This is a genomic window from Amycolatopsis sp. NPDC004079, from assembly GCF_040610415.1.
Lineage (GTDB): Bacteria > Actinomycetota > Actinomycetes > Mycobacteriales > Pseudonocardiaceae > Amycolatopsis > Amycolatopsis halotolerans.
Map to the genome: position 1 here is coordinate 16,148 of NZ_JBEXMH010000075.1, position 23,907 is coordinate 40,054.

Genomic DNA, 23,907 nt, shown 5'->3' on the forward strand with positions numbered 1-23,907 from the left:
GCCGGAGACCTGCCAGGCGGTCAGGAATCGCTCAACGGCAGGCCCGGCGGATTGACCTCCGCCTTCTTCACGGCTTCGTTCTCCAGCCCGTACGCGGCAAGCCATTTCGCGTACTGGCCGTGCTGAATCAGATAATCGATCGCCGCGGCGACCGGCTTCACGAGACCGTTGTCCTTCTTGGTCGTAGCCGCGATCAGCCCCTGCAGCGTGGCCCCGGCACCGGAGTACTTGCCCGCGCTGCGGGTCGGGTTCGGGGTCTTCGCGGTCTGCGTCGCGTGGTAGGCGATGCCCGGGTTCGGCGCGAAGTACGCGTCGATCCGCCCGGACGCCAGCGCCAGGTAAGTGCTGTTCTTGTCCGCGAAATTGCGCACGTCGAGTTTCTTGCCCTCGGAGATCAGCTTTCGCTGCCATTCCTTAAGGATTTTCTCTTGGTTGGTCCCGCTGTCGACGGCGACGGTCTTTCCTGCCAGCACTTCGTAATTGCCGTCGAAGTTCCACGTGTTCGCGCGGTTCGTCTCGAAGCCGAGGTTGTCCTCGCGGTAGGCGGCGAAGTCGAAACCCTGCTGTTTCCGCTGTTCGGTCACCGTGATGTTCGAGAAACCGGCGTCGAACTGGCCGCTTTGCAGGCGTACGAACAGGTTCTGCCAGGAAGCGTTCTGGACGTCCGGCTCCAGCCCGAGCACCGCGGCGACGAGACGGCCGAGGTCGGGTTCGGCTCCGGTGAGGGTGCGCTGGTCGGTGCCGACATAGGCCAGCGGCGGGAAGCCCGACGGCAGCGCGCCGATGCCGATCGTCAGCTTGCCCTTGTCGAGAAACTTCTTCGGCAGTTGCGCGCGGATCTCGGCGACGACGGGCACGGTCAGCGAAACCGGGTGCGCGTCCGCGGTGTTCGCGGCGACGGAAACGGTCTGCGAACCGTTCGCGCTGGTCGACGCCTGGGTGCTGCCGCCGCACGCGCCGGCGAGCAGCGCGACCGCGGCGAGGACGGGCAGGATCGTGCGGGTTTTCATGCGTTCTCCGGGATTTCGAGGCGGGCGACCTTCCCGAGGAAGGCTCGGGTCCGGTCGTGGCGGGGACGGTCGAGGACGGCTGACGGCGGCCCTTCTTCGACGACACGGCCTTCGTCGAGGAATACGACATGGTCGGCGATCTCGCGGGCGAAGCCGATTTCGTGTGTCACCACGATCATCGTGGTGCCGGACCGGGCCAGTTCGCGGATCACGGCCAGCACTTCGCCGACCAGCTCCGGATCGAGCGCGGACGTCGGTTCGTCGAGCAGGATCAGCCGCGGTTCGAGCGCGAGCGCCCTCGCGATGGCGACCCGTTGCTGCTGCCCGCCGGACAGTTGCCGCGGGTACGACCTTTCCTTGTCCTCGAGACCTACGCGGACGAGCAATTCCTTCGCCCGGGTTTCCGCCTCGGCGCGGGCCAGTCGTTGCGTGACGATCGGGGCTTCCACGATGTTGTCGAGGATGGTGAGATGCGGGAAGAGGTTGAAATTCTGGAACACAAAACCGATCCGCGACCGTTGCCGCAGAATCGCGCGCTCGCTCAGTTCCTTGAACCGGTCGCCGTGCACGCGGACGCCGACGAGTTCGTCGTCGATGCTGACGTAGCCGCTGTCAAGGCGTTCCAGATGGTTGATCGTCCGCAACAAAGTCGATTTCCCCGACCCGGACGGCCCCAGTACCACGGTCACTTGCCCGCCGGGCGCGGTGAGGTCGATTCCGTCGAGCACCCGGGTCCCGTCGTACGTCTTGACCGCGCTGCGAACGCGGACTTCGGCGCTCATCGAGCCACCCCCAGCGAGCGCAACCGGGCGCGGAACCGCTGGAACGGCGTCGGCGGAACGGTACGCAGTGCGCCGCGGGAAAAGAAGCGCTCGACGTAATACTGGATCACTGACAGGACGCTGGTGAGAATGATGTACCAGACCGTGCCGACGAGCAGCAGCGGAATGATCTGTCCGCTGTTGGTGCTGGCCTGGGTTTCGACCACGCCGAACAGTTCCAGCAGCGACGTGATGTAGACGACCGAAGTGCCTTTGAGCAGGCCGATCAACTGGTTCGCGTAGGCGGGCACGATCGCGCGGGTGGCCTGCGGCAGGATGATTCGCCGGTATTGCCGGGATCGCGGAAGCCCGAGCGCGGCCGCCGCTTCGAGCTGTCCTTGATCCACTGAAAGCACGCCAGCACGAACGATTTCCGCGGCGTAGGCGGCTTCGTTCAAGCTCAGGCCGAGCACTGCGACGACGAAGAAACTCAACACGTCGGTGGCGCTGAAGCTGAAGAACGACGGCCCGAACGGGATTCCGAGGCTGAGCGTGCTGTACAGCGCGGTCACGTTGGCGAGGAACAGCAGCAGCACGATCAGCGGAATCGAGCGGAAGATCCACACATACGCGCACGAAACCGCTTGGAGCAGCGGGTTTTTCGACAGCCGCAGCAACGCGAGCACGATCCCGCCGACGAGCCCGAACACCGCGGCGAGGCCGGTCAATTCGAGGGTGAGCAGCAGCCCGTCGAGGATTACCGGACGGAAGAACCAATAGCCGAAGACGTCCCACTGGAACACCGGATTGGTGATCAGCGCGTGCGCCAATTGGGCTAGCAACACGAGCACGACCGCGGCAGCGACCCAGCGCCCAGGACGGCGCAACGGGGCGACTTTCTTCGCGGCAAGCTCGCGCAACCGCGCTTCACCGGGCGGTTCGGGACCTGCGGACGGCGCCGGCACGGCGCGCAGCGTCGGAGGAGAACTCACAGTGGCTCCTGGGGATCGCGGAGAGGGCGATCGCCACTGTGACCCGCGGGGTTCCCGGCTGTCGAGCGTCCTCTTGGGACTCCCACATGGTGAGCGCGGTGGTACGGAAGGAGGTTTTGTACCGGCTTTGTTACCGACTGTCTATTGTGGACTATTGGTGACTGCATGGTGGCGCGCGCCGGGGCAGCGTAGACGGACCCGCGAGTGGAGGCAGTGTGGTCGCGGATCTGGTCGGAGTTGCTGACGGGCCGTACATAGCGGTCGTGCTCGATGGTCGCTGTCGTCGGCCGGGGCGGCCTGTCCGTCCATCGGTCGCGGAGTGCGTGAGTCATGCGGACTGGCGCAGATCGCCGACGAGCAGGCGGGCTGCTGCCTTGGTGACCCTCGGGTCGCCCGATCGCAGGAACGCCACAGCCGCCTGTGGGCTGAGGGGTCGACGCTGCGCGGCCATCACTGCCTCGAATGGATGAATCAAGGCGAAAATATGGAAGGAATTGCAGGCAAAAGCGTCTGACATGCAGTTTCTCTGGTTCAGGATTTGCACGTTTTTGCATCGAAGATGCAAAATTGCCAAGGGTATTGACGGCCGGAATTTTGCCCGGCAGTCTCTGCCGTGCCCCAGATCCTGGATCGCCGCACGGGAGCGTGACGCCTGATGTCGCTTAGTCAATTAGAAGTTCTGCATCGCCGCTTCCAGGAATTCGTCGAGGCCGACGCGTTGCCCTCGCTGGATGCCTGGGAGCTCGGCGTCGAGACCGAACAACAGTGGCTGCGCGGCGGACAAGTGCGGGATCTCCTCGCGGGCCGCTCTGCTGATCAGTCGGTCCGGGACGCGGTCTGGGGTGAACTTGTCCGGCGTGTCCAGCAGAACGGGGAACCGTGGAAGACCTACGCGATCGGACTGATGCTGCCGGCGTTGCGCCGGGTGACGTGGCGAATCCTGAACAAACGAGGTGGTGACCGGTCGGAGGTGGAGTCGGCAGCTGTTGTCGGGCTTGTCGAGGCCCTCGGCGCGGCAGACCCGAACCGCAGAAAGTTGGCGTGGAACCTGCAGGACGCCGCATACCAGCGTGCGCTCGGCGCCGACGGCGGTCGGGCTCCTGCGCCGCGACCGGAATTCTCGGGTGCGGACCTGCTGCGCCAGGTGCCGGTCGTGGCACCGGAGGGGCATGTGGATCTTGTCCTGGCGCGGGCCGTCCGCGCGGGTGCGGTGACCGGCATCGAGGCCGACATCTTCGTCGCGGCCAAGTTCGAGGACGTGGACTTGGAGGTGGTGGCCGAACGACTGCGGCTGCCCTACCTCGAATGCGCTTTCCGTCTTCAGCGGGCAGAGAAGGAATTGCGATCGTTCATCCTTTCAGGTGAGTAGCTGGAACTTTCTGTGTAATTTCCCGGCAACAGATCAAACGATGTTTCCCCGTCCTGAGGGTTCCGCTTCTCCGCTGGTGCCGCGGCGTTGACGGCTCACGGGCGAATGCACTATCCATTTCGTCGAGGAGGTCGTGTTGTCTCACGCGGAATCGTGGTCGATGTCCGAATGTTCTGAGATTGAGCTTTTGCAGGTCGATGACGGCGCTCGATGGCTTGAAACGGAACCTCGGGGTTTCACAGTAGGAGCAGTGCGGCTCGGCGGATGGCAGGTGCATCCGGTCGCTACGGGCCCGGAACGGACGATCGGCCGCGACTGCTACTTGGTCCGGATCAACTACGAGGTCGCGGTCGACCGCAACCTCGCCCCGATCCAGTGGCTGGAGACAGCGTTCGCCTTTGCCGCTGAGGAAGATGCGGGCGGCGCTACAGTGCTCGATGCTGTTCCGCACGCGGTCGCGGAACAGCAGGACCCGGCCTCGTACGTGATCAACCGCTATCTCAATCTCGCGCCTGTGTCAGGGATCGTCGGCGATGTGCACCTGCCCGCGATGGCGTCGAAGGTCGACGTGTTCGGGATCGGCGGGCCGGCGGTGCGCTGGCGGCATGCCACGACGGGAGGTGTTCGCCCGGGTTCTCACGTCGCGTTCGTGGTTCTGGCTGTTCCTCGCGGCAGCCGGAGACTGCACGTGGAGGCCGGCTCGCGGTTCGACGCTCCGCTGGCGGACGGCGAGGACTACCGCCCGGTCGCACGTGCTGTGCGGTTCGACCTCTTGCTCGGTTGCGAGCAGGAGCAGCTCGCGGCGAGGGAAGCAGGTCTCCTGCCTCCCTCGCCTCCAGGCGCAGGCCAGCGTCCAGCGCGGACGTCCAGCGTTCCCCGTCTCTTCATCTGCTATGCCCACGACAATCCGGAACATGTCGCGTGCACCCTTGATCTCGCACGGTTCCTGGTTAGCTTGCGTCTCGACGTGCACATCGACTTCTGGGATGTCGGCGAACGCAAGGACTGGTCCCTGTGGGCCCAGCGCGAGATCAGGGAAGCGGATTTCGTTCTCGTGGTCGCCTCGCCGATGTGCAAGGCCGTCGGGGACGGAACCGTCGAGGGGCCCCGTCATCGCGGCATGCAGTCCGAACTCGCCTTGTTGCGCGACGCTCTTCACCGCGACCGGTCGACGTGGGTGCCGAAAGTGCTGCCGGTCGTCCTGCCCGGCGGCTCAGCTGAGGATATCCCTGCTTTCCTGCAACCGGGTACCGCTGATCGCTATGTCCTGGACGCGTTCACGTTCCACTCGGTCCGCGAACTGCTGGGAGCGATGGGCTATCGACCGGCTTCCCGCGGAGCAGGCTCGTGAGCGGGAGGGACGGCTTCCACGGTCTTTTCGTCGGGGTCGACGGCTTCGCCACGTCGGAGATCCGCCCTCTGCGCTTCGCGAAGGCTGATGCGCGGACACTTGAGGCGTTGTTCAGGGACAACCTCGGCTCCGATACTCGTGAGCTCTGCGACGCGGCGGCGACCCGGGCAGCGTTCGTGTCGGAGCTGGAACAGCTTGCGGCCCGCAGCCAGCCGAGCGATGTCGTCGTGATCAGTTACTCCGGTCATGGCAGCCCGACGCACGAGTTGGCGACCTACGACACAGACCCGGCTGATCTCGCAGGCACCGGGCTGTCGCTCGACGAGCTGGTGAAGTTGACGGAGCAGATCCCGGCCCGGGTCATGCTGGTCGTGCTCGACTGCTGTTTCTCCGGTGCGGCGGCGGCAAAGGTGATTCCCTCGTCGCAGACGCCGCGGGGAGGAACGGGTATGCCTCGCTCTGTCGAGGCGGTTCTGGCCGAGGTATCCGGGGCGGGCAGGGTGTACATCACGGCTGCCGGAGCCGATCAGGAAGCTCGGGAAGATTCACAGCACGGCCACGGTGTTCTCACTTACTTCGTGCTTCAGGCGTTGATGGGTGCCGAGGAAGTCGTCGAAAGAGGCCGAGTTTCGCTCCTGCGGATGTTCTCGTTCGTGCAAGACAGAGTCGTTGCGGCGGCGTCCTCGTCGCGACGTTCGCCGCAGACGCCCACATTGCGAGGAAAGATCGACGGGAGAACATCGCTGCCGGTGTTGCGGCCGCGGGCGCACTACCGGGCACTCGACGGCCGGCTCCGCCCGCCGAATGCCACTGCGGACCTGGCCAGCCTGCGCGCCCACGGCATCGACGACGATGCTGTGCTGGCCGGCTTGACCCGCGAGATCGGCTCCCTCAACGAGTTGCAGTTAGCGGCTGTCAACAAGTTCGGGCTGCTGGTTCGCGAGAACCTCGTCATCTGCGCGCCGACCGCGGCCGGGAAAACCATGGTGGGCATTCTTGCCGCCGACGGCGCGGTGCACCGCGGACGCCGCGCAGTCTTCCTGTTGCCGACCCGTTCATTGGTCGACGAGCTTTACACGCGGTTGACCCGCGTGCACGAGGCTGCCGGGATCCGGACGCTTCGGTTGACGGGCGAGACGAACGATCACGTGCCGGCTTTCCTCCGCGGCGATTACGGACTGGCAGTGCTCACCTATGAGAAGTACCTCGGTCTCGTGTTCCGGCAGCCTTCGATCGTCGAGCAGGCCGGAGTTCTTGTGGTGGACGAGATCCAGTCGATCTCCGATGCTGGGAGGGGGTGGGCGCTGGAGCTTCTTTTGACCGCCGTCCTGTCCAGCAAAGCGCGCCGGGACATCCAGATCGTGGGTCTTTCCGCGGTTCTGGGCGGGCTCGGCCATGTCGACACGTGGCTTGGCGCGGAGTCTCTGGTGGACACGGCGAGGCCGGTTCCTCTTGAAGAAGGAGTCCTGGACCGAAGCGGCTCATTGCGTTCGCTTGGCGAGGACGGAGCGGAGACGACTGTTCAGTTCGTCTCGGCGACCGAGAAAACCCAGCTCCACGCCGTCGTCCGGAGACTGGTCGAGTCGGGCGAGCAGGTGCTCGTGTTCCGGAATACGCGTGCGGCGGCTGAAGGCAGCGCGCTCGAGTTCGCGGAGACGCTTGGCCTCCCGGAAGCGGGCCGCGCGCTTTCCGGGTTCGCGCCCGACGACGGGGGAATCACGGCGGCGCGGTTGCGACGATGTCTTTCCGGCGGGACCGCATTCCATACCTCGGACCTGACCGCCGCCGAAGGCGCCCTGGTGGCGGAGCACTTCCTGGCCGGTGCCGAGGTGCGGGTGCTGGTCGCGACGACCACTCTGGCTCAAGGCGTCAACCTTCCCGCCGATACCGTCGTGCTGAGTGAGCTCGAGCACTACGGCCCCGGCGGACTGCGCCCGTATTCGGTGGCGGACTACAAGAACATGGCTGGCAGGGCCGGGCGTACCGGGTTCGCTGAGCGGGGGCGCTCGATCATCTTGGCCGGCGGTGCGCTGGATGCGCGATCGAAATGGGATCGCTATGTGCGTGCGGTTCCGGAGGTCCTCCGTTCTTCCCTGCTCAGCGAGTACAGCGAACCCAGGAGTATCGTGCTGATGGCGTGCGCTATCGCCGGAGCAGGGCCGAAAAGCGTGCATGCAGGGCAGGTGGCCTCCTTTTTGGCTTCGACTTTCGCTGCGCATCAGAGCCGAATGGACGACTGGCCGGATCCGTATCCGCCTGAAGAGGTCGAGGCCACCTTGTCAGGGTTGGTCGAGCGCGGATTGCTTCGGCGAGAAGCCGCCGGGTACGCGCCGACGCAGTTGGGCGAGATCGCGGTGCGCAGTGCGTTGTCGATGGATTCGGTGTTGCGGGTGGCCGAGGCATTCGCCGAACTCGCGCCGGAACAAGTGAACCGCATGACGGTCATTGCTGTCGCACAGCTCGCGACGGAACTCGAACAGATCAGCATTCCGGTCAGCTTTTGCCAACGCTTGCCTGAGCGCGAGAATTTCGACCAGGTAATGCGGGCACAGCGCCTTGCGGATCCGGTGTTTCGCAGGCTCCGGTCGGGACCGAGCCAGGACAAGGCGACAGGTCGCGTGAAGCGGGCGTTCGCAGTAGTGGCCTGGAGCCGCGGGATGCCTCTCATGGACATCGAAGAGCAGCTCACGCGGTATCTGTCTCCAGACTACCGTGCTCGAGCCATCATCCCGGTCCGGCGAGCTGCGAAACGGACGGCGGATGTCATGGACTCGATCTTCGACATCGCGCGGTTTGTCCACCCGTCGGCCGAGTTCGGTTCGTTGGCGACATCGCTGCCTCAGCAGCTCGCGCTGGGAGTGCGCGGCGGGCTTGTGCCGGTCGCACTCGCGGCCAAGGGAACTTTGGGCCGGGAAACCTTCTGCGCGCTGGTCCGCGCGGGCATCACTAGCCGAGACGAGCTGCTCACCAGCGAGGACGCCGTGCTGCTGAGTTGCGTTGGCGGGGACCAGCGACGACTGGCAGTGCTGCGTCGCACCGCTGCGGCCGTCGAGAGCGAGGCAGCGACCCCGAGCCTGGCGCTTGAGGAACCTTCCGATTGAACGGGTCCGAGGAAACCCCGACGATTCTAGGAGCACACATGCATGCATTCGGCACTGACCTCAGACGCCGCCGCACCGAGAAGGGCTTGTGCCTGGAAGTGGTTGCGGAGGCACTGGGCTACTGCGCCTCGACGCTGAGCCGCGTCGAGAGGGGGCAGATGCGCCCCCAACACAAGTTCGTGCTCGAAGCGGACAAGTACTTCCAAGCGAACGGGGCGTTGCTCGGATTGGCCCAGACCGACGCGGGATGCTCCCGGCCCGCAGGAGTTCCCTGCGGGCTTCCCGACAAGCCGCGGCATTTCGTCGGCCGGTATCGCGAACTCGCCGACGCAGTCTCGACCCTGCTCGAACCCCGACCGGAGATAGTGGTTGTGGGAGGGATCGCCGGTGCGGGAAAGACGGCGTTGGCCGTCGTGGTGGGGATGACTGTCATGCATACCTACCCGGACGGTTGCCTCATGCTCGATTTCCAGGGATACACGATGGGCAGCCCGGGGCTTACCGAAGCGGAAGGCCTTGAACGCGTGCTCCGCGTGGTCGCCCCGGACACTGACATTCCGCCGGATCGGGACAGCCGGATCACTTTGCTGCGCACCGTGCTGACTGGCCGCCGGATGCTGTTCGTCTTCGACAACGTGCGGTCGGCGAGCCAGATCCGTTCCCTGCTTCCCGCCGAGCCCAAGTGCGGAGTGGTGGTCACCAGCCGCACCCGATTGAACGCGCTCGACGAGGCGCGGCACATCGATCTCGGCGTGTTGCAGGAAGACGAAGCCGCGGACTTGTTCCAGTTGGTCTCCGGTCACGAAGCGGTGCCGGATCCGGAGGTCCAGGACATTGTTACCTCGTGCGGTTGTCTTCCTCTCGCAGTCCGCATCGTGGCCGCTCGTTTTCGTGCCGGCGGAGTCACCTCGGAAGAACTCCGTGCGCAGCTGTCGTCGGAGACGAGTCGCTTTGCTGCTCTCGAAGACGAAGAGCGGAGCGTCGCCGGTGCCCTGTCGCTGTCGTGTGCGCGGCTGCGGCCCGAGGAGCAGCGTCTCCTTGCGCAATTGGCGGTGCATCCCGGTGGGAGGGCCGACGTAGCGTTCGTTTCTGCCATGGCCGGCCTCGACCGGTTGAAGACGGTTTGCCTGCTGGACCGTCTCCACCAGGCCTACCTCGTCGAACGCCGATCAGGCGGCGATGTCGAACTGCATGACCTGGTGCGGGCGCTCGTTTCCGGACACAAGTTGTTCAGATTGGACGAGACTGACCGCGGCGCCGCGCTTGGTCGGCTGCTGGACTACGCCGTGCCGATGACTGGTGCGGCAGACGCGCTCATCGAGCCAGGGCGGTTCCAGTCCGACGTACCAAGATGCGACGGAACCGAGTTCACCGACAGCGGGCAGGCATTGACGTGGCTGCGCAAGCGGTGGCCCGCTCTTGCGTCGCTGTGCGAGCTGGCTGACGAGATCGGTCGGCCCCGCGATTGCTGGCGTCTTGCTCATCTGTTGCGTGCCTTCTTCAGCCGGGAAAAATTGCTGGAACCGTGGATCCGGACTCACCAGCGCGCGCTTGCCGCGGCGGAACGGGAAGACGAGAACCGTGTCGTGGCGATGATCGAGAACAATCTTGGAATGGCATATCAGGAACGTGGAGACCTGCCCGAGGCGGCGCGGAGCCATGGACGTGCCGCGCAGCTCTTTGCCGCTCTCGGTGGCGAACACGGAGAGACAGACTCGCGCGCGAGTCTTGCTTGGGTTCAGCTGTACCGGGGAAAGCCGGCCGAAGCACTGGCTGGTCTCAGCAAAGCCGTTGAGGTCTACCGCAGGACCGGACGCTCACGCAACGAGGTCATCACCTTGCGCGGAATGGCGCTGGCGGCGACTTCGTTGAACCGGGCCTTCGAAGCTTTGGAGTACGCACGGCAAGCGCATGAACTGGCGAGTTCACCGCGCGAAGTGTTGTTGGCGGTGAATTGCCTGGGCTGGGTTTGCTACCGCGCCGCCATCCACGGCGACGCCCGCACCTGGTACGACAAGGCGGCAGAACTTGCCCGGGAAGAGAATGAACTTGCAGAGCTTGCCCGGTCGCTGGTGGGCTTGGGCAATATCGCGGCGGAACAAGGCGAGCTGGGCGTGGCGGGCGAGCGATGGGCAGCTGCTGACCAGCTGCTGGTGCAGCTCAACCCGGTCATTGTCGGCGAGTTGGCCGCTCGCCGACGACTGTGCTCATGAAGTGGCGGTATTCGGCCTTGTTCAAGTGCAGACGGCGTCTATCGGAGCAGATGCCGTTCCAGGAACGGGTTCCGGAACTTCCCGGCCGGGTCCAGTTCGGCGGCCAGCTTCCGGAACTGCCGCACCCCGTGGTGGTCCAGATCCAAAGCCGCGCCGTGGAAAAGCTTCCCCCAATGGGCCCGAACACCGAACGGAGCGAGCTTCTCCTCGATCAACGGCAGCACCGCCTCGACCTCCGGCTGACGCTGCTGCCAGGTGAAATGCATCGCCACCCGGTCGCCGCCATACGCCGGGCTCAGCCAGAGTTCGTCACCGGCGACGGTGCGGATCTCCGACACCACCAGCAGCGGCGCGATGAGGTCGCCGATGCTGCGCAACGCCTCGAACGCGGCGGCCGCGTGGACGCGCGGCACGAAGTACTCGCTCTGCAATTCCGCCCCGACGCTTGGCGCGAACTCCAACCGGAAATGCGGCAGCCGGTCGTACCACGGTCCGGGAACGCCGCCTTGCACCGTGGTGTTTTCCGCCGAAATGCCCGCTGCGTGGGCGGGGTGGCGCGGGCCGTCGGCGGGAAGCGCGCCGAACAGGGAATCGGGGATCTCGGCCGGGACGCGGTTCTTCACCAGGACTTGGTCGACGACGTCGCGCGCCCAGTTCGTGAACAGGCTGACGCTGTAGCCCGCGGCCTGGATCTCGTCGAAGTGCTCCAGCGCGGCGGACCACGGGAGTGCGTCGAAAACGTCTTGGCGCACCGAGAAAGTCGGCTCTAGATCGAGGGCGAGCCGGGTGAGGACGCCGAGCGCGCCGACGTTCACCACGACACCGGGGAACTCGGCGTCGGCGCGGGAGAAGGTGCGCAGAGAGCCGTCGGCGGTGAGGAGTTCGACGGCGGACACCGCTGAGGCCAGGCCGGGCAGTCGCTGTCCGGAGCCGTGAGTGCCGGTCGCGACGCTGCCCGCGACGGTGATGTGGGGGAGTGACGCCAGGTTGGCCAGCGCGTACCCGGCCTCGTGCACCTGCGCGACGACGTCGCCGTAGCGGGTCGCGCCGCCGACGGTGAGCGTCTCGGCGGTGATTTCCGGCGTGATGGGGACGGCGGAGAGATCGAGTTGGACGCCGTCCGGGCTGTCGGCGACCGTGTTGAAGCTGTGCCGGCTGCCGAGCGCCTTGACCCGGGTTGCGCTCGCGACGAGTTCCCGCGCCTCGGAAAGGGTGCCCGGGGCGAGGATCTCGCGGGCGCGATAGGTGAGATTGCCAGCCCAGTTTTCGATCACGAACGCCGAGCCTAACCGGCCCCGGCGCGGCAGACTGGGGACAGGCTGAGACGAGGAGACCCGACATGCATTCCGCTGGACTCGTGCTGCACCCGCGCCGCGACTCGAAAGCCGCGGTCGACGCGGTGCTGGGCTGGGCCGCCGTCCGCGGGATCGAGATCCTCGGCATCGTGGACGAGATCGCGCGGGTCGACTGTTCCGCGACCGGAGTCCAGCCCGCTGAACTGGGCAAACGGTCGGATCTGGTGGTCAGCCTCGGCGGCGACGGCACCATGCTGCGCGCGATGCGGCTCGCCGACGGGCAGCACGCGCCGGTGCTCGGCGTCAACCTCGGGAAGCTCGGTTTCCTCGCCGAGGTCGACGTCCCGGACCTGCCGCTCGCGCTGTCCGCGATCGACCGGGAGGAGTTCACCGTCGAGCCCCGGATAGCGGTTGACGCGCGGTTCGGCGGCCGGATCGAGACCGCGTTCAACGACGTCGCGGTGGTGCGCGTGCCCGGGGACGGGAGTGCCGTGGTCGCGGTGCTGGTGAACGGCGAACAGTTCGTGAGCTACGCGGCCGACGCGGTCGTGGTCGCGACGCCGACCGGGTCCACCGCATACAGCTTCTCCGCCGGCGGGCCGATCACGAGCCCGGCGGTGGAAGCGCTGCTGGTCACGCCCGCCGCGCCGCATTCGGCGTACAGCCGCGGCGTCGTGTTGTCCGTGCACGACACCGTGACCCTGGAGGTGCTGCCGTCGAGCGGGCGGCTCGCGGTGGAGGTCGACGGCCAGGTGGCGGGGTATGTCGGGCCCGGCGAAACGATCGACCTGCACGCCCGGCCGAACGCGGCCCGCGTCGTCCGGCTCGGCATGACGACCTTCTACCAGCGCGCCCGGCGCAAGCTGCGGCTCTCTGATTCGGCGGAGATTCCGCTGTCCTGAGCAGGTCGTGCGGTCGGCCAGTAATCGCGTCCTGACCTGCAGTAATACCGGGTGAACTGTGCCCGCTGTCACTTGTCGGTGACATTGCCGTGTCCTGTTCGTAATGTCGGGGCGGCTTTGCGGATCCGAACGAGGAGATGGTGGTGCGAGGTGTCCGGTAGACATCGGGACGGATCGAAGTCGTGGCGGCTGCCGACCGCGGCGGGCGTGCTGGCCGTCGGTGCGCTGGCGGTGCCGGTGTGGCTGACCGCCGGTGCGGTCGAACCGCAGCAATTCCCGGCCGCCGCCGCGGAAATGCACGCGTTCAGCGCGCCACGGGCGTCGAGCACCGCTCCGTCCACCACTTCGACGCCGCCCACGACGTCTTCCAGCGCTGCCCCGACGACGTCTTCCTCTTCGCCGACTAGCAAAACGACGTCGCGCACTCCGGAAACCCCGGCGGCGAAAGCGTGTTCGTCCACTTTGGCCGGTACCCAGCCCGCGGTGGCGCAGGTCGGCAATTATCTCAAAGAGAAGTTCTCGGTGGATACGGTCGGCGGCCGGGCCGGACGGTCGGGCGCGAGCGACCATCCGGCCGGTCTCGCGCTGGACTTCATGGTCGACACGAAGACCGGAAACGCTTTGGCCGCTTATGTTCTCGAGCACCAGAGCGAGTTCGGCGCGAAGTACGTGATCTGGCAGCAGCGCTACAACGACGGCGGCGGCTGGTCGGCGATGGAGGACCGCGGCGGCGAGACCGCGAACCACTTCGACCACGTCCACGTTTCGTTCGAGCGCGGCGCGAAGGTTTCGGTCACCTGCTGACACCCGACTTTCGGAGGTGGGCCGGAATCACCGCGGAGAGCACACTGTGCGCTGCCGATTGGTCACCGTCCGCACGGGGTGACCATCCTTCGCTGCGTGAGGAGCTCCGATGGCGGGCAAGTTCTCGATCTGGCTCACTCTCAGCGTCGTCGGGGTGCTGGTCGCACTCGGCGGCACCACGACCGCCGCAGCCGCCGCCGCGCCGGACGATCCGGTTTCGTGGCGCGTACCCGCTACCCCCGCTGAGGCGGCTTCTCTGGCGCACGCCGGGTTCGACGTCGCGGGGACCAGCCCGGGCGTGGCCTACGTAATCGGGAACCAGGCGGTCGCCGGGCAGCTGCGGGACCGGGGTTATGCGCCGGAATTCTTCGACACTGTCTACAAAGGAGTAACGACGCGCGCCGCGGGCGACACGTTCTACGGCGGCTATCGCACGGTCCCGGCGCAAGAAGCGCACCTCGCGAAAGTCGCGGCGGCGCATCCGGATCTGGCGACCGAGTACACGCTCGGCCAGTCGTGGCTGAAGACCCAGGGCAACAGCGGCCACGACATCAACGCGATCTGCCTGACCAAGAAACAGGACGGCGACTGCACGCTGTCCACGAAATCGCCGAAGCCGAAATTCGTTCTGATGGCACAGATCCACGCCAGGGAGATCTCGACCGGCGAAGTCGCCTGGCGCTGGATCGACTACCTCGCCGACGGGTACGGCAGCGATGCCACCGCGACGTCCATTTTGGACACCACCGAGGTGTGGGTGGTGCCGATCTCGAACCCGGACGGCGTCGACATCGTCGCCTCCGGCGGGAATTCGCCGAAATTGCAGCGCAAGAACGCGGATACCGCCAACGGCGATTGCGGCGGGACGAACAACGGCATCGACCTGAACCGCAACTCGACCTTCCGCTGGGGCGCGGACTCGAACTCGCCGTGCGCGGAGACCTACCAGGGACCCGAGGCCGGGTCGGAACCCGAAGTCCAGGCGCTGGAAAAGCTGTTCCGCTCGATCTACCCCGAACAGCGCGGCAGCGGCGACAACGACCCGGCCCCGGACACCGCTCGCGGCACGATGATCACGTTGCACAGCTACGGGAACGACATCATCGTCCCGTGGGGCTTCACCTCCGACCCCGCGCCGAACGACGCCGCACTGCGCAAGCTCGGCGCGAAGTTCAGCGATTCGAACGGGTATCTGGTGGGGACCAACACGGAAACCGTGGGCTATTCGACCAGCGGCACGACGGACGACTTCACCTACGGCGCGCTGGGGGTCGCGAGCTTCACGTTCGAGATGGGCGGGCAGAGCGGCAGTTGCGGCGGGTTCCTGCCGCGGTATTCGTGCGTGGACAGCACGTTCTGGCCGAAGAACAAGGGTGCACTGATCACGGCGGCCCAGTCGGCGGCGGCTCCGTATCAGCAGTGATCCGTGTCTGAGATGCTGGACGGCAACCCCTTCGGAGCCAGGTGACGTGCTTTGCGGGGGCTGCCGGCAGTGGCGGGACGACGTGCGCTCAGCAATCGGTCGCAGCCTGCTGGGTACTTCAGGCCGCCTGCGGAGACCTGCTCGGGCCAGCTGAACGCGGTGACAGACAGGGTCGACTCGGCTGCGAGGCGGGGCAACGCGAGGTGCCTCGCCCATTTACTCGCCTGGGTTTCCGGACAATCTGCGTCGTGCGGACAGTCCGGCTTGGGCATCGGTGCCCACCGCCGAGCGACCAGCCTGTTCGCTGGGCGAGGTGCCCCTTCGTCGCACCTTTAAGATCCTCAGGCTATTGAGTGGGCAGGACATGGTGAAGCGAGCGAAGATCTGCGCTTCCTTGTCCCGGCAAGGGGCCCGTCGTCACCGGGCGAACTGTCGACGGACAGCGGCGACGGCTCCCGATCAGCGTTGGGTCGTCCGAGAAGTTCGCCCCGCGGACAGGTGAAGACCGGTCGAGCCGGGAAGAGGAGTCTTTCGCTGTCGGGCAAGTATTGCCGCTGTGGCCTAGGCCCTGTGCCTGTATGACAGTTGCCGGGACTGTCGTTGCCGACGCGAGGGGAATTCGCTGCGGGCCATGCTTGCCCTGAGATGTCGCGGGAAGTGCGGGACCGCGTACTGGCCGCGCCGACGCCAGCCGTGTTCAGCTGTCCTCGGTACTGGGTCGTGCGATGAGGCCGTAGACCACCGCGGCGATCAAAGCGCCTGCGGACAGAGCGAGATACGCAGTCCAGAAGGTGCCTGCCGCCGCGGGCATCAGGAATCCGACCCCGGTGCCGACCGCGGCGCCCAGGAGCAGCGCCGCGGCGAGCGCTCGGAAGCGAAAGCGGGGAAGCTTGACGAAACCGAGCAGCAACGGCAGGAACATCGGCACGGCGACGGCAAACCAGATCGGCTGCACTTCGTTGGACGCGGTCAGCAGCCGGAATGCCGAAACCGCGGCCCCTAGCCCGATCCCGAGCGCGGTCCACAGGGCGAGTACGCCGGCGCCTGCCCGGCTCGGCAACGTATCGGATTCCCCGGGGCCTGACGTCGGATCCAGCCAGAGTGCTGTCATTGTGACAACAAGGCTTCCGATCCCCTTGCGCAAGCTTTCCTGACCGCTTTTCGGCATTGTGCGGTTCTCCTGGATGAATGTATTTTTCTTAACTGTAGCAGAAGATCGACATGGAGAATACGCCTCCTGATCAGCAGTTTTCCAGAATGGCGAAGAGATCCGCCTCGGCTGCGGGCAAACCGTCGGTCAGCGCGACGCCGGCGGTGTTGACGACGACCTCGTCCACCCCGGCACGGTGGTAAGCCCGGATGCCCTCGGCGATCTCTGCCGGGCTGCCATACAGGAACGTCCCGGACCTGAGGAGGACCCGGGACCCGACGGACGGTTGCGTATGATGCACCTTCAACCCGGCCAGTCGCAGCATCGCCGTGTAATGGGGTGCTGAAAGATGTTCGTGCGTCGCGTTCAGCACCACCTGGTGAGGATCCCGGCCCGGAGCGGCAGTGGCCGCGTGCACGACCGAGACCACGCGCGGTGCCCGTCCGCCCCCGCGCAACGCCGGGAGCAGTACGTCCCGCAGGTAGGGAACGGGTGTCATCCAGGTGATCGCGACGTCGGCGATCTCGCCTGCCAAGCGGGCCATGCCGGGGCGCAGTACTCCCAGTCCGAGCGCGACGGGAGGATGGTCGAGCGGCGTGAGCGCCCCGTGCATTTCGTGGTAAAGGCCTGCTCGATCCACCTGTTCCCCGGCGAGGAGGGCACGGACGATCTCGACGTATTCTTCGATTGCTGCGAGCGGGCTGGCGTAGGACCTTCGCCGCACGCTCCGGACGAATTCCGCGGCGCCGGTGCCGACGCCGTACACCATGTCGTGCCCCGTGACTGCGGCCAGCGACCGCGACTGGAGAGCGGCCTCGAACGGGTGGCGGAGACCGATCAGTGTCACGCACGTGCCCGTCGGGATCCGATACCCCTGACCGGCCAGGTAAGCGAAGGCCTGATGGGTCTCGATCCCGAGCGCCTGCCCTTGCCAGAGCCGGGTGGCCGTGGTTTTGCGGACGAGGTCGGCGAAAGGCGCGAGGGACGCGGCGTCGGACGACCCCAGCGGCAGGAGGATCGAAACGTTGTTCACAGGTGCTCCTCGGTGCTGTCGTCGGCCAGATACCCGGCGGCTTGAAGGTTGAACAGGTAGGCGTAATGCCCGTCGGCGGCCAGAAGCTCGGTGTGGGTGCCCTGTTCCACCAGTTTGCCGCCGTCGATGACGATGATCTTGTCGGCGATCCGGACGGTGGAGAACCGGTGGGCGATGAGCAGGCTCGTCGTCCCGCCCGCGATCTCGCGCAACCGCTGGAAGACCTCGGCCTCTGCCTCGGCATCGATGGAAGCGGTCGGCTCGTCGAGCACGACTACCGGGGCCGCGCGCATGAACGCACGGGCCAGCGCGATCTTCTGCCACTGGCCGCCGGAGAGTTGGGCCCCGTCTTCGAAGTGCCGGCCGAGGACTGCCTCGTATCCGCCGTTCAGCCGGTCGACGACGTCGGTCGCGCCGCCGGCGCGGGCCGCTGCCCGGATCCGGTCGTCGTCGTCGAGGTGTTCCACCGAACCGAAACCGATGTTGTGGCGTACGGACATCTCGTACTTGATGTAGTCCTGGAAGATCACGCCCATGCTCCGGCGCAACCCGTCCAGGTCGTAGTCTTCGATCGGCTTGCCGTCCACCAGTATCTGCCCCGACGTGGGCTCGTAGAGCCTGGTGAGCAGCTTCACCACCGTGGTCTTGCCGGCGCCGTTGTGCCCGACGAGCGCAGTGCACTCCCCGGCGGACAAGGTGAAGCTGACCCTGTCGAGCACCTGAATGTCGGTGCCCGGGTAGGCGAAGCTCACGTCACGGAACTCGATGCCGCGACACAGCGATGCCGGGAAACTCGTGTTCCCGCTGGAGATCTTGCGTTCCGGCATATCGAACAACGTGAACAGGTTTCCCACGAATAGCGCGTTCTGGTAGAGCATCGCCACACCGAGCAGCATGGTGTGCGCCGACGCCTGCACGATCCCGATTGCCTGGAGATACCCGGCCAGTTCGCCGATGCGGCCGCTGGAGACCGTGCTGAGCATGGCGAACACGATCGCCCCGGCAGAGGCCACCACGCTGATCGAGCCGAGCCCGCCCAGCAGCAACGACTGCTTCCGGGTGATCCCGCAGTCGACGGAGAGGAAGTCCCGGACAAGCGCGCGGTACCGTTCGATGAAGAACGGGCCGAGCCCGAAGAGCCGGACTTCCTTGAACGAGTGGTCTGTGGTGGTCAGGAACTGGTAGTAGATGAGCTTCCGGCGATCTGCCGCCCGCCGGTACTCGATCTCGTACATCTTCTTGCCGTAGAGCATTTGCGCCGCCGCGGAGGGCAGCGGCGACAACAGGATCAGCACCGCGAGCCAGGGATTCCAGGACACGAGCACCGCGGCGACCGACACGATGGTGATCAGCTCCCGGGCGAACTCCAGGGTATCCGTGAACAGCTGATGCACCCGCGATCCGCCGCTCTCCTGGTAGGCACGCTGCAGCTTGTCGTACGAGTCGGCGTTCTCGTAGTCCTGGAGGTCCATCCGGGTGCCTTTGCGCATCACTTGCTCGCCGATGGCGGTGGTGAGCAGGAGCCGCAGCACGGAATCCAGATACTGGTGCCACACCCCGAAAAGGTGGCCCGCGATCGACAAGACCAGGATCAGGACACCGATGAGCACCACCGGTTCGAAGCTTGCCGCGGACGCTCCGGCCCCGAAGGCGTCCGCGACGGCCTGGACCGCGGCCGCTGTGAGCTGGAGCTGGATCGCGGGCACCCCCGAGATGGCGACCATGCTCAGCACAAGGAACACCACCCGGACAGGGCTGAGCCGCCACAGCAACAGAGCGATCCGGCCCCAATGCGCCAGCCGCAGGGCGGGCTTCTCCTCGTCGAGGTCAGTGTCTTTGGTCATCGCTCCCCGTTCTCCGCGGCCAGTCAGGTTCATGCGTCTGGGCGGCCGCCCAGCGCCCGCAGCGCGTGCCTCCAGATCGTGTAGCAGCGCCCTTCTCGTTCCAGGTCCACCGGCATCAGGCGGTTGATCTGCATGTGAGCCAGGCTGCCGAGAACGCTCGCGTGTCCGGAGGACAGCTCGCCGGACACCGCCGCCCTGTCGACGGCCGCGGCCGCGGCTCGCGCCGCCTCGGTTTGCCCTGCCAACACCGGTGCGAGCAGTTCGTGGTGGGCGCGGCCGCGTTCGTCCGGCCGGATGTCCCAAGGCACCAGCAACTCGGTGAGATAAGCACGGTGCTCCCGGAACGTTCTGCGGGCGGCGGCCGAATCGTCGCCGGGCGGGGCGAGCGCCAGACGGGCGGGCAAGTCGAGGCCGAACTGGCGGTAGAGCGAGTCGACCGCGGCCACCGCGACGAACTCGGGGTCGAGCGAGTCGTCCGCCAGCAGCAGAGCCACCAGTTCGGCTGTGACATCGCTGTTCGCCGCGAAAAACTCTTCCACGGCGTCGAAAACGGCCGGCCCGCCGTAACGATGAAGCTCGGGGCGGTAGCAGTCGACGCTGAACTCCACCGCCTGTCTGGCCGCGACGGTCGTTCTTGCCCAGCTCAGCACCTCGCCGAGCACGTACTGTGCGGCCCGCCCGTTCGTGGCGCGAAACCTCACCCGCAGGTGCGGACGCGGATCCGCGTACCGGAGATAGAACCACCGGTCTGCCGCGTCCTCGTCTCGCAGCCGCCGGGCAAGTTCGGTCAGGGATTCCGCGATGATTTCGTCGTGGCGAGTGAATGCCGAGTACAGGGAGACGAACGCCCACTCCTCGCCGGGCATGTGCAACGGAGCGGCAGCCGTACCGTGCCGCACGGAAGTCACCGGCAGGGGAGAGCGCGCGGACTCGGCGACATCGCGCACGATCAGCGGCACGACGATCTCGTCAAGGTGCGCGCGGCCCGATTCGTCCGCGAGCCATTGCTCTCCGAACGCGGGCAGCATCTCGTGCAGGAGCGCCCTGCCAGCTCTACGGCGCAGCTCGTGTTCCAGCTCGGAAACACCGAGCGGGTGTTCCAGGTCGACGAGCAGCCGGTTGTCGTCGTCGACAAGATAGACGTACCGCGGCACGCGCCACTTGTCCCGCCACTGGGCCAACGCGGTGGCGCGACTGGTGTCCTGCGCGACGAGCATCTTCTCGTGCAGCGTCCACTGGGCGGGCCGCAGCACCGTCCTGCCGCGTGTGACACGCGGCAGGAACGGCATCGAATCCAAGGATCCCCAGCGGAACCCGGACGGCATCACGTACCCGTCGTTGGACACCTCCAGCAGGAAGCGGACCACGTTCGGCGCGACATGCGGGCTGAGCATGTGCGTCTGGGTGGCCACGACTTGCCGGTCGAGGCGCTTCGACCACAGAAAGAGCCTGTCCTCCCCAGCGCCGACGAGCAGGTCGTCCAGCGTGATCACGAAGTTCGACGTCACCGAGGGAGCGGTGTTGAGCGGGATTTCGTACTCCCGGACCCGGGGGTGCAGCATGACGTTCGCGGCGCGGCCGACCGTGGGGAGGTAAGACAGTTCGGCGTAGACCACGTCTGGGAACAGGGCTTCCTCCCGTTTCGCATAGCCGTGAAGGCGATCGACGGTGCTCTCGTCGAACAGGTCGAAGAACCGTCCGTACGTCCTTCCGCCGTAGGCGATCACGTCCTCCCGAAGCACAATCCGCCAGTCGCCGTTCTCGATCTGACCGCGTACCTGAAGCTGGGCGTAGGCGTCGAGCGCCGGGTACAACCCGAGCGGCGGCGCCTGTTCCGGCGGGGCGAGCCGGGCGAGCCAGGCATCAGTGAGCTCCACCTCCCGGTTGCCGCGCCACCATGCCTCGGCGGCAAGTTCCGTGAGGACCCGATCAGTCTCGGCGGAGTCGGGCACGTGGTCGGAGGGAGGCAACGGATGGGTGCGAGGCGGCTCGGTGTAGGTCGGCGGTGCGTCGAGCCCCGTTTCGGGGCTGAGCACTTCGAGCACCGGCACCAACGAATCGCCGTACCTTTCCTCGAACTCGTGACGGTATTGCGCGAGGTGGTAGTTGTGCCCGGGCACGGCCGCGCTGAGCCGCATGAGCACGTCGACCGCGCCGGCCACTTCGCGGCCGACCTCAGCCGTGATGTGCGGGTCACGCAGGTCGAGTACGGAATCGAGCTGATAGGTCTGACCGGTGTGCCCGGGGACGAGCATCCGGTGCAGCCCCTCGAGCTTGTTCAGCCCCGCGAGATCCGTTCTGCGGGAGACCTCGACGGTCTCCCGGAGAGCCTCGGCGACGGGTGCGGCGGCAGGGCTGTCGACCAAGCGCTTCAGCAAGTGCTGTTCCGGTGAGCCCATGGTGAGCGGAGGGCGGAGGTCGCTCGTGAGGATGTTGAGTTCGCTCAGCTGGCCGATCAAGCCGGTGATCCGGTCGTCGGGCGCGTCGGGGAACTCGGCTGCCAGCTCGTCGACCAGCCGCTCATACGGGACGGGAGTGGCTGTCAGGCGCATCGCGGCGAGCACCGCGGGCGTGGCGCGGACACGGACGGCGCGCTTGTCCTGCGTGCCGTAGATGTCGGCGTACGGCAACACGGCTCGATCGCCGTCGAGGTAGATGCTGGAGTTGAGCACGACGCGCAGCTGGGACCGCAGCCCTGGATCGGTCTCGAGTTCTTTGATCAACCCGAGCAAGAAACTCATGTCCGCACGGACACGCGCTCCTCCCAGCGCAGCCGGGCCGAGGCGTGCCGTGGTGGTCTCGGCGAACTCGCCGAGCGCGATCCCCGAGAACGCGCCGAACGGGGTCGGGCGGGTCGACATCCGGGTGAGGTACCGCAGCACACGCGAGTACATCCGGTCCGCACGGTTGCCTGTCGGGTTGTTGGGGGTCTTCTCCAGCGCTGCCGCCAGATCTGGGCTGGCCACGTAGAGCGCCCGGCGCACCTCTGGAGCCGAGGCAAGCGCGCGGATCCGGTCCCGTGTGCGTCCGACGTCGTTGTCGCTCAGCAGGTCGACGAAGGTGGACGCGGGGAGAGCGGGGGCGCGCAGCAGGAAGAAATCCAGGTTCTCATAGCGCGGGAGCATCGGGATCACCTCGTCAGGAACGCGCGCAGCCACGCGGGCCGGCGGACGGCGACGGCGGTCAGCAAGGTCAGGGCGACCCCGGACGCCCCAGAGAGCAATGCGGGGCTGTCGACCAAGTTCTCCGAGATCTCCTCGTCGGCGAAGAGCAGCGGCCGGTCCGGGTCGGCGAACGCCAGCAGCTTGGTCAGCAGCACCGGGACGGCTTCGCTTGCTGTCGCGCTGTCAGTGCGGGCGGCGAAATCCAGGCAGATAAGCAGGACGCCTGCCATGCCGTGGCATAGGGTCGGGGAGGTGATCGGCGAGTGCTCGGTGCGCTTCAGCACTGCCTCGAACGACTCCACGGCGCTCGCGCGGAGGGCGTCGTCGTCGAGCGCGTCGGCGGCCGCGAGCAGCGCGGCGGAGACACCGGCAGTGCCGTAACACCAGGAAAGCTGGTCGTGACCCGAGACCGGGACACAGGCACCGGCAGCGTCGACCGGGATGTCCGCGGGCCACATCGGGCCATCCTCGTCGGCCGTTCGCACACCCATCAGCCAGTCGATCATCCGACCCAGCGCTGCGAGATGGCCTGGCCGGCGAATGCCCGTTCGCCATGCGGCCGCAAGCGCAGCGACCACCCCAGGCAGCCCATGGGACAGGCCCACGTTGAGGTAGCCCCCGGGATAGCCGGCCCGGTACCGCGCCGCGGGCGGCACGAATTCCGGGGCGACGAGCCAGCGCCAGTGCAGCGACGGGTCGGCCGGCGGTTCGCCCAGCCAGATCAGGTAGTCGGCCAAGCGTCCGCCGGCGATGCGCAGCTCCTCGGACGGCTCTGGCACCGAACACAAGTAGGCGAGGACCCCGGCGGCACCGCTGATCATGTCGTAGTCGGAGTCGGCGACAGCGCGCTCGACCCGTTTCGGCGTCTGCTCGGCGATCTTGGCCGCGAGCTGGGCGTGCAAGCGTTCGAGACTGGGTTCGAAGCGCGCCTCGTACGCGGCGAAATCCGTCAACACCAGGGCAAGTCCCGCGATGCCTGCGAACAGCGACGGGGAGTCGAGCGGTTCGGCGCGAGTACCCGTGAACGCCTCGCGCACACGATCGAACGCTGCCTGCCGCAACGCCTCGCCCTCGGCCTCGGTCGCCGCGGCCTGGGCGGCGTGCAAGTGCACCAGCGCCACGCCGGCATGCCCGTGAGCGAAGGCCGGGAACTGCCAGGCCATGGGATGTTCCGACTGATCGGCGGAATCGACGATCAGGTCCAGCAGCCGGTCCGGGTCGCTCAACCGGTGCGCTATCTCTGTCGCACAGGACAGCGCGCGATCGGCGATATCGGCCGGTACCGCGCCGTGCCAGAATTCCCGGACGTCGGCGAGCGTGTCCTCCGTCATGCCGCGCACAGCCACGACTCCTTCCCGCGGTCGGATAGGTGGTGCGGGGTGCTGCGCCCACGCGCGCGTGGGTGACCGCCGAACGCGTCCAGTACGGCACCTCCATCAGACCCGTGTACATCTCCAGCCAGTCCGCGATCTTGTCCTTCGGCGCGAACACCGGC

17 protein-coding genes are annotated in these 23,907 nt (G+C 66.7%); 7 read left to right on the forward strand and 10 right to left on the reverse strand.

Going from position 1 to position 23,907, the window contains the following annotated elements; all coding sequences use genetic code 11:
* Nucleotides 1-20 precede the first annotated feature (20 nt).
* The 4 genes from ABZX37_RS42420 to ABZX37_RS42435 all read right to left on the reverse strand — a co-directional run bounded on the left by ABZX37_RS42420 (nt 21) and on the right by ABZX37_RS42435 (nt 3,307).
* Nucleotides 21-1,010 (reverse strand): transporter substrate-binding domain-containing protein, encoded by a 990-nt coding sequence (locus ABZX37_RS42420; RefSeq protein WP_354749555.1) that lies wholly within the window; start codon nt 1,008-1,010, stop codon nt 21-23.
* Complete coding sequence (locus ABZX37_RS42425; protein ID WP_354749557.1) at nt 1,007-1,792, reverse strand: amino acid ABC transporter ATP-binding protein; 786 nt, start codon at nt 1,790-1,792, stop codon at nt 1,007-1,009. Before ABZX37_RS42425 ends, ABZX37_RS42420 begins: the two co-directional genes overlap by 4 nt.
* On the reverse strand, nt 1,789-2,763 hold the full coding sequence (locus ABZX37_RS42430; RefSeq protein WP_354749559.1) for an amino acid ABC transporter permease: 975 nt from the start codon (nt 2,761-2,763) through the stop codon (nt 1,789-1,791). The genes ABZX37_RS42425 and ABZX37_RS42430 overlap by 4 nt, the downstream gene beginning before the upstream one ends.
* Nucleotides 2,764-3,091: 328 nt before the next feature.
* Nucleotides 3,092-3,307: a hypothetical protein gene (locus tag ABZX37_RS42435; protein ID WP_354749561.1), complete on the reverse strand. Its 216-nt coding sequence runs from the start codon at nt 3,305-3,307 to the stop codon at nt 3,092-3,094.
* Nucleotides 3,308-3,667: 360 nt separating this feature from the next.
* On the opposite strand from ABZX37_RS42435, the gene ABZX37_RS42440 reads away from it, so the two are divergent.
* The 4 genes from ABZX37_RS42440 to ABZX37_RS42455 all read left to right on the forward strand — a co-directional run bounded on the left by ABZX37_RS42440 (nt 3,668) and on the right by ABZX37_RS42455 (nt 10,797).
* Nucleotides 3,668-4,132, forward strand: coding sequence for a hypothetical protein (locus tag ABZX37_RS42440; RefSeq protein ID WP_354749563.1), 465 nt, complete (start codon nt 3,668-3,670; stop codon nt 4,130-4,132).
* 250 nt (nt 4,133-4,382) lie between these two features.
* Entirely contained in the window at nt 4,383-5,483 is a 1,101-nt protein-coding gene (locus ABZX37_RS42445; protein ID WP_354749565.1) for an SEFIR domain-containing protein, read from the forward strand.
* A complete protein-coding gene (locus tag ABZX37_RS42450; protein ID WP_354749567.1) occupies nt 5,480-8,584 on the forward strand; it encodes a DEAD/DEAH box helicase in 3,105 nt (1,034 codons plus the stop codon). The genes ABZX37_RS42445 and ABZX37_RS42450 overlap by 4 nt, the downstream gene beginning before the upstream one ends.
* A 38-nt stretch (nt 8,585-8,622) precedes the next feature.
* A complete protein-coding gene (locus ABZX37_RS42455) occupies nt 8,623-10,797 on the forward strand; it encodes a tetratricopeptide repeat protein (protein WP_354749569.1) in 2,175 nt (724 codons plus the stop codon).
* A 38-nt stretch (nt 10,798-10,835) separates the two neighbouring features.
* Here ABZX37_RS42455 and ABZX37_RS42460 read toward each other — a convergent pair whose 3' ends face one another.
* Nucleotides 10,836-12,071 carry an FAD-binding protein gene (locus ABZX37_RS42460; protein WP_354749571.1) on the reverse strand — a complete coding sequence of 412 codons (1,236 nt, stop codon included), beginning with the start codon at nt 12,069-12,071 and terminating at the stop codon, nt 10,836-10,838.
* A gap of 65 nt (nt 12,072-12,136) precedes the next feature.
* Between ABZX37_RS42460 and ABZX37_RS42465 the strand changes: the two genes are divergently transcribed.
* The 3 genes from ABZX37_RS42465 (at nt 12,137) to ABZX37_RS42475 (ending at nt 15,221) form a co-directional block, all read left to right on the forward strand.
* Nucleotides 12,137-12,994: an NAD(+)/NADH kinase gene (locus ABZX37_RS42465; protein WP_354749573.1), complete on the forward strand. Its 858-nt coding sequence runs from the start codon at nt 12,137-12,139 to the stop codon at nt 12,992-12,994.
* 150 nt (nt 12,995-13,144) lie between these two features.
* Nucleotides 13,145-13,798 (forward strand): hypothetical protein, encoded by a 654-nt coding sequence (locus ABZX37_RS42470; protein WP_354749575.1) that lies wholly within the window; start codon nt 13,145-13,147, stop codon nt 13,796-13,798.
* Between the two features lie 109 nt (nt 13,799-13,907).
* The gene (locus ABZX37_RS42475; protein ID WP_354749577.1) at nt 13,908-15,221 is read left to right on the forward strand and encodes a M14 family zinc carboxypeptidase; all 1,314 of its coding nucleotides are present in this window, start codon (nt 13,908-13,910) and stop codon (nt 15,219-15,221) included.
* A gap of 697 nt (nt 15,222-15,918) precedes the next feature.
* Here ABZX37_RS42475 and ABZX37_RS42480 read toward each other — a convergent pair.
* The 5 genes from ABZX37_RS42480 to ABZX37_RS42500 all read right to left on the reverse strand — a co-directional run bounded on the left by ABZX37_RS42480 (nt 15,919) and on the right by ABZX37_RS42500 (nt 23,743).
* Complete coding sequence (locus ABZX37_RS42480; protein WP_354749579.1) at nt 15,919-16,332, reverse strand: hypothetical protein; 414 nt, start codon at nt 16,330-16,332, stop codon at nt 15,919-15,921.
* A 130-nt stretch (nt 16,333-16,462) separates the two neighbouring features.
* Nucleotides 16,463-17,404 (reverse strand): LLM class flavin-dependent oxidoreductase, encoded by a 942-nt coding sequence (locus ABZX37_RS42485; protein WP_354749581.1) that lies wholly within the window; start codon nt 17,402-17,404, stop codon nt 16,463-16,465.
* Nucleotides 17,401-19,248, reverse strand: coding sequence for an ABC transporter ATP-binding protein (locus ABZX37_RS42490; RefSeq protein WP_354749583.1), 1,848 nt, complete (start codon nt 19,246-19,248; stop codon nt 17,401-17,403). Before ABZX37_RS42490 ends, ABZX37_RS42485 begins: the two co-directional genes overlap by 4 nt.
* 29 nt (nt 19,249-19,277) lie before the next feature.
* Entirely contained in the window at nt 19,278-22,373 is a 3,096-nt protein-coding gene (locus ABZX37_RS42495; RefSeq protein WP_354749585.1) for a lantibiotic dehydratase, read from the reverse strand.
* Nucleotides 22,374-22,378: 5 nt separating this feature from the next.
* Nucleotides 22,379-23,743, reverse strand: a complete 1,365-nt coding sequence (locus tag ABZX37_RS42500; protein ID WP_354749589.1) for a lanthionine synthetase C family protein — start codon at nt 23,741-23,743, stop codon at nt 22,379-22,381.
* Between the last annotated feature and the right edge of the window lie 164 nt (nt 23,744-23,907).

Excerpts from the sequence above, each read along its gene's own strand:
- ABZX37_RS42420 (WP_354749555.1), bottom strand. The coding sequence starts at position 1,010 with ATGAAAACCCGCACGATCCTGCCCGTCCTCGCCGCGGTCGCGCTGCTC.
- ABZX37_RS42425 (WP_354749557.1), bottom strand. The coding sequence starts at position 1,792 with ATGAGCGCCGAAGTCCGCGTTCGCAGCGCGGTCAAGACGTACGACGGG.
- ABZX37_RS42440 (WP_354749563.1), top strand. The coding sequence starts at position 3,668 with ATGCTGCCGGCGTTGCGCCGGGTGACGTGGCGAATCCTGAACAAACGA.
- ABZX37_RS42455 (WP_354749569.1), top strand. The coding sequence starts at position 8,623 with ATGCATGCATTCGGCACTGACCTCAGACGCCGCCGCACCGAGAAGGGC.
- ABZX37_RS42465 (WP_354749573.1), top strand. The coding sequence starts at position 12,137 with ATGCATTCCGCTGGACTCGTGCTGCACCCGCGCCGCGACTCGAAAGCC.
- ABZX37_RS42475 (WP_354749577.1), top strand. The coding sequence starts at position 13,908 with ATGGCGGGCAAGTTCTCGATCTGGCTCACTCTCAGCGTCGTCGGGGTG.
- ABZX37_RS42480 (WP_354749579.1), bottom strand. The coding sequence starts at position 16,332 with ATGACAGCACTCTGGCTGGATCCGACGTCAGGCCCCGGGGAATCCGAT.
- ABZX37_RS42490 (WP_354749583.1), bottom strand. The coding sequence starts at position 19,248 with ATGACCAAAGACACTGACCTCGACGAGGAGAAGCCCGCCCTGCGGCTG.
- ABZX37_RS42495 (WP_354749585.1), bottom strand. The coding sequence starts at position 22,373 with ATGCTCCCGCGCTATGAGAACCTGGATTTCTTCCTGCTGCGCGCCCCC.
- ABZX37_RS42500 (WP_354749589.1), bottom strand. The coding sequence starts at position 23,743 with ATGACGGAGGACACGCTCGCCGACGTCCGGGAATTCTGGCACGGCGCG.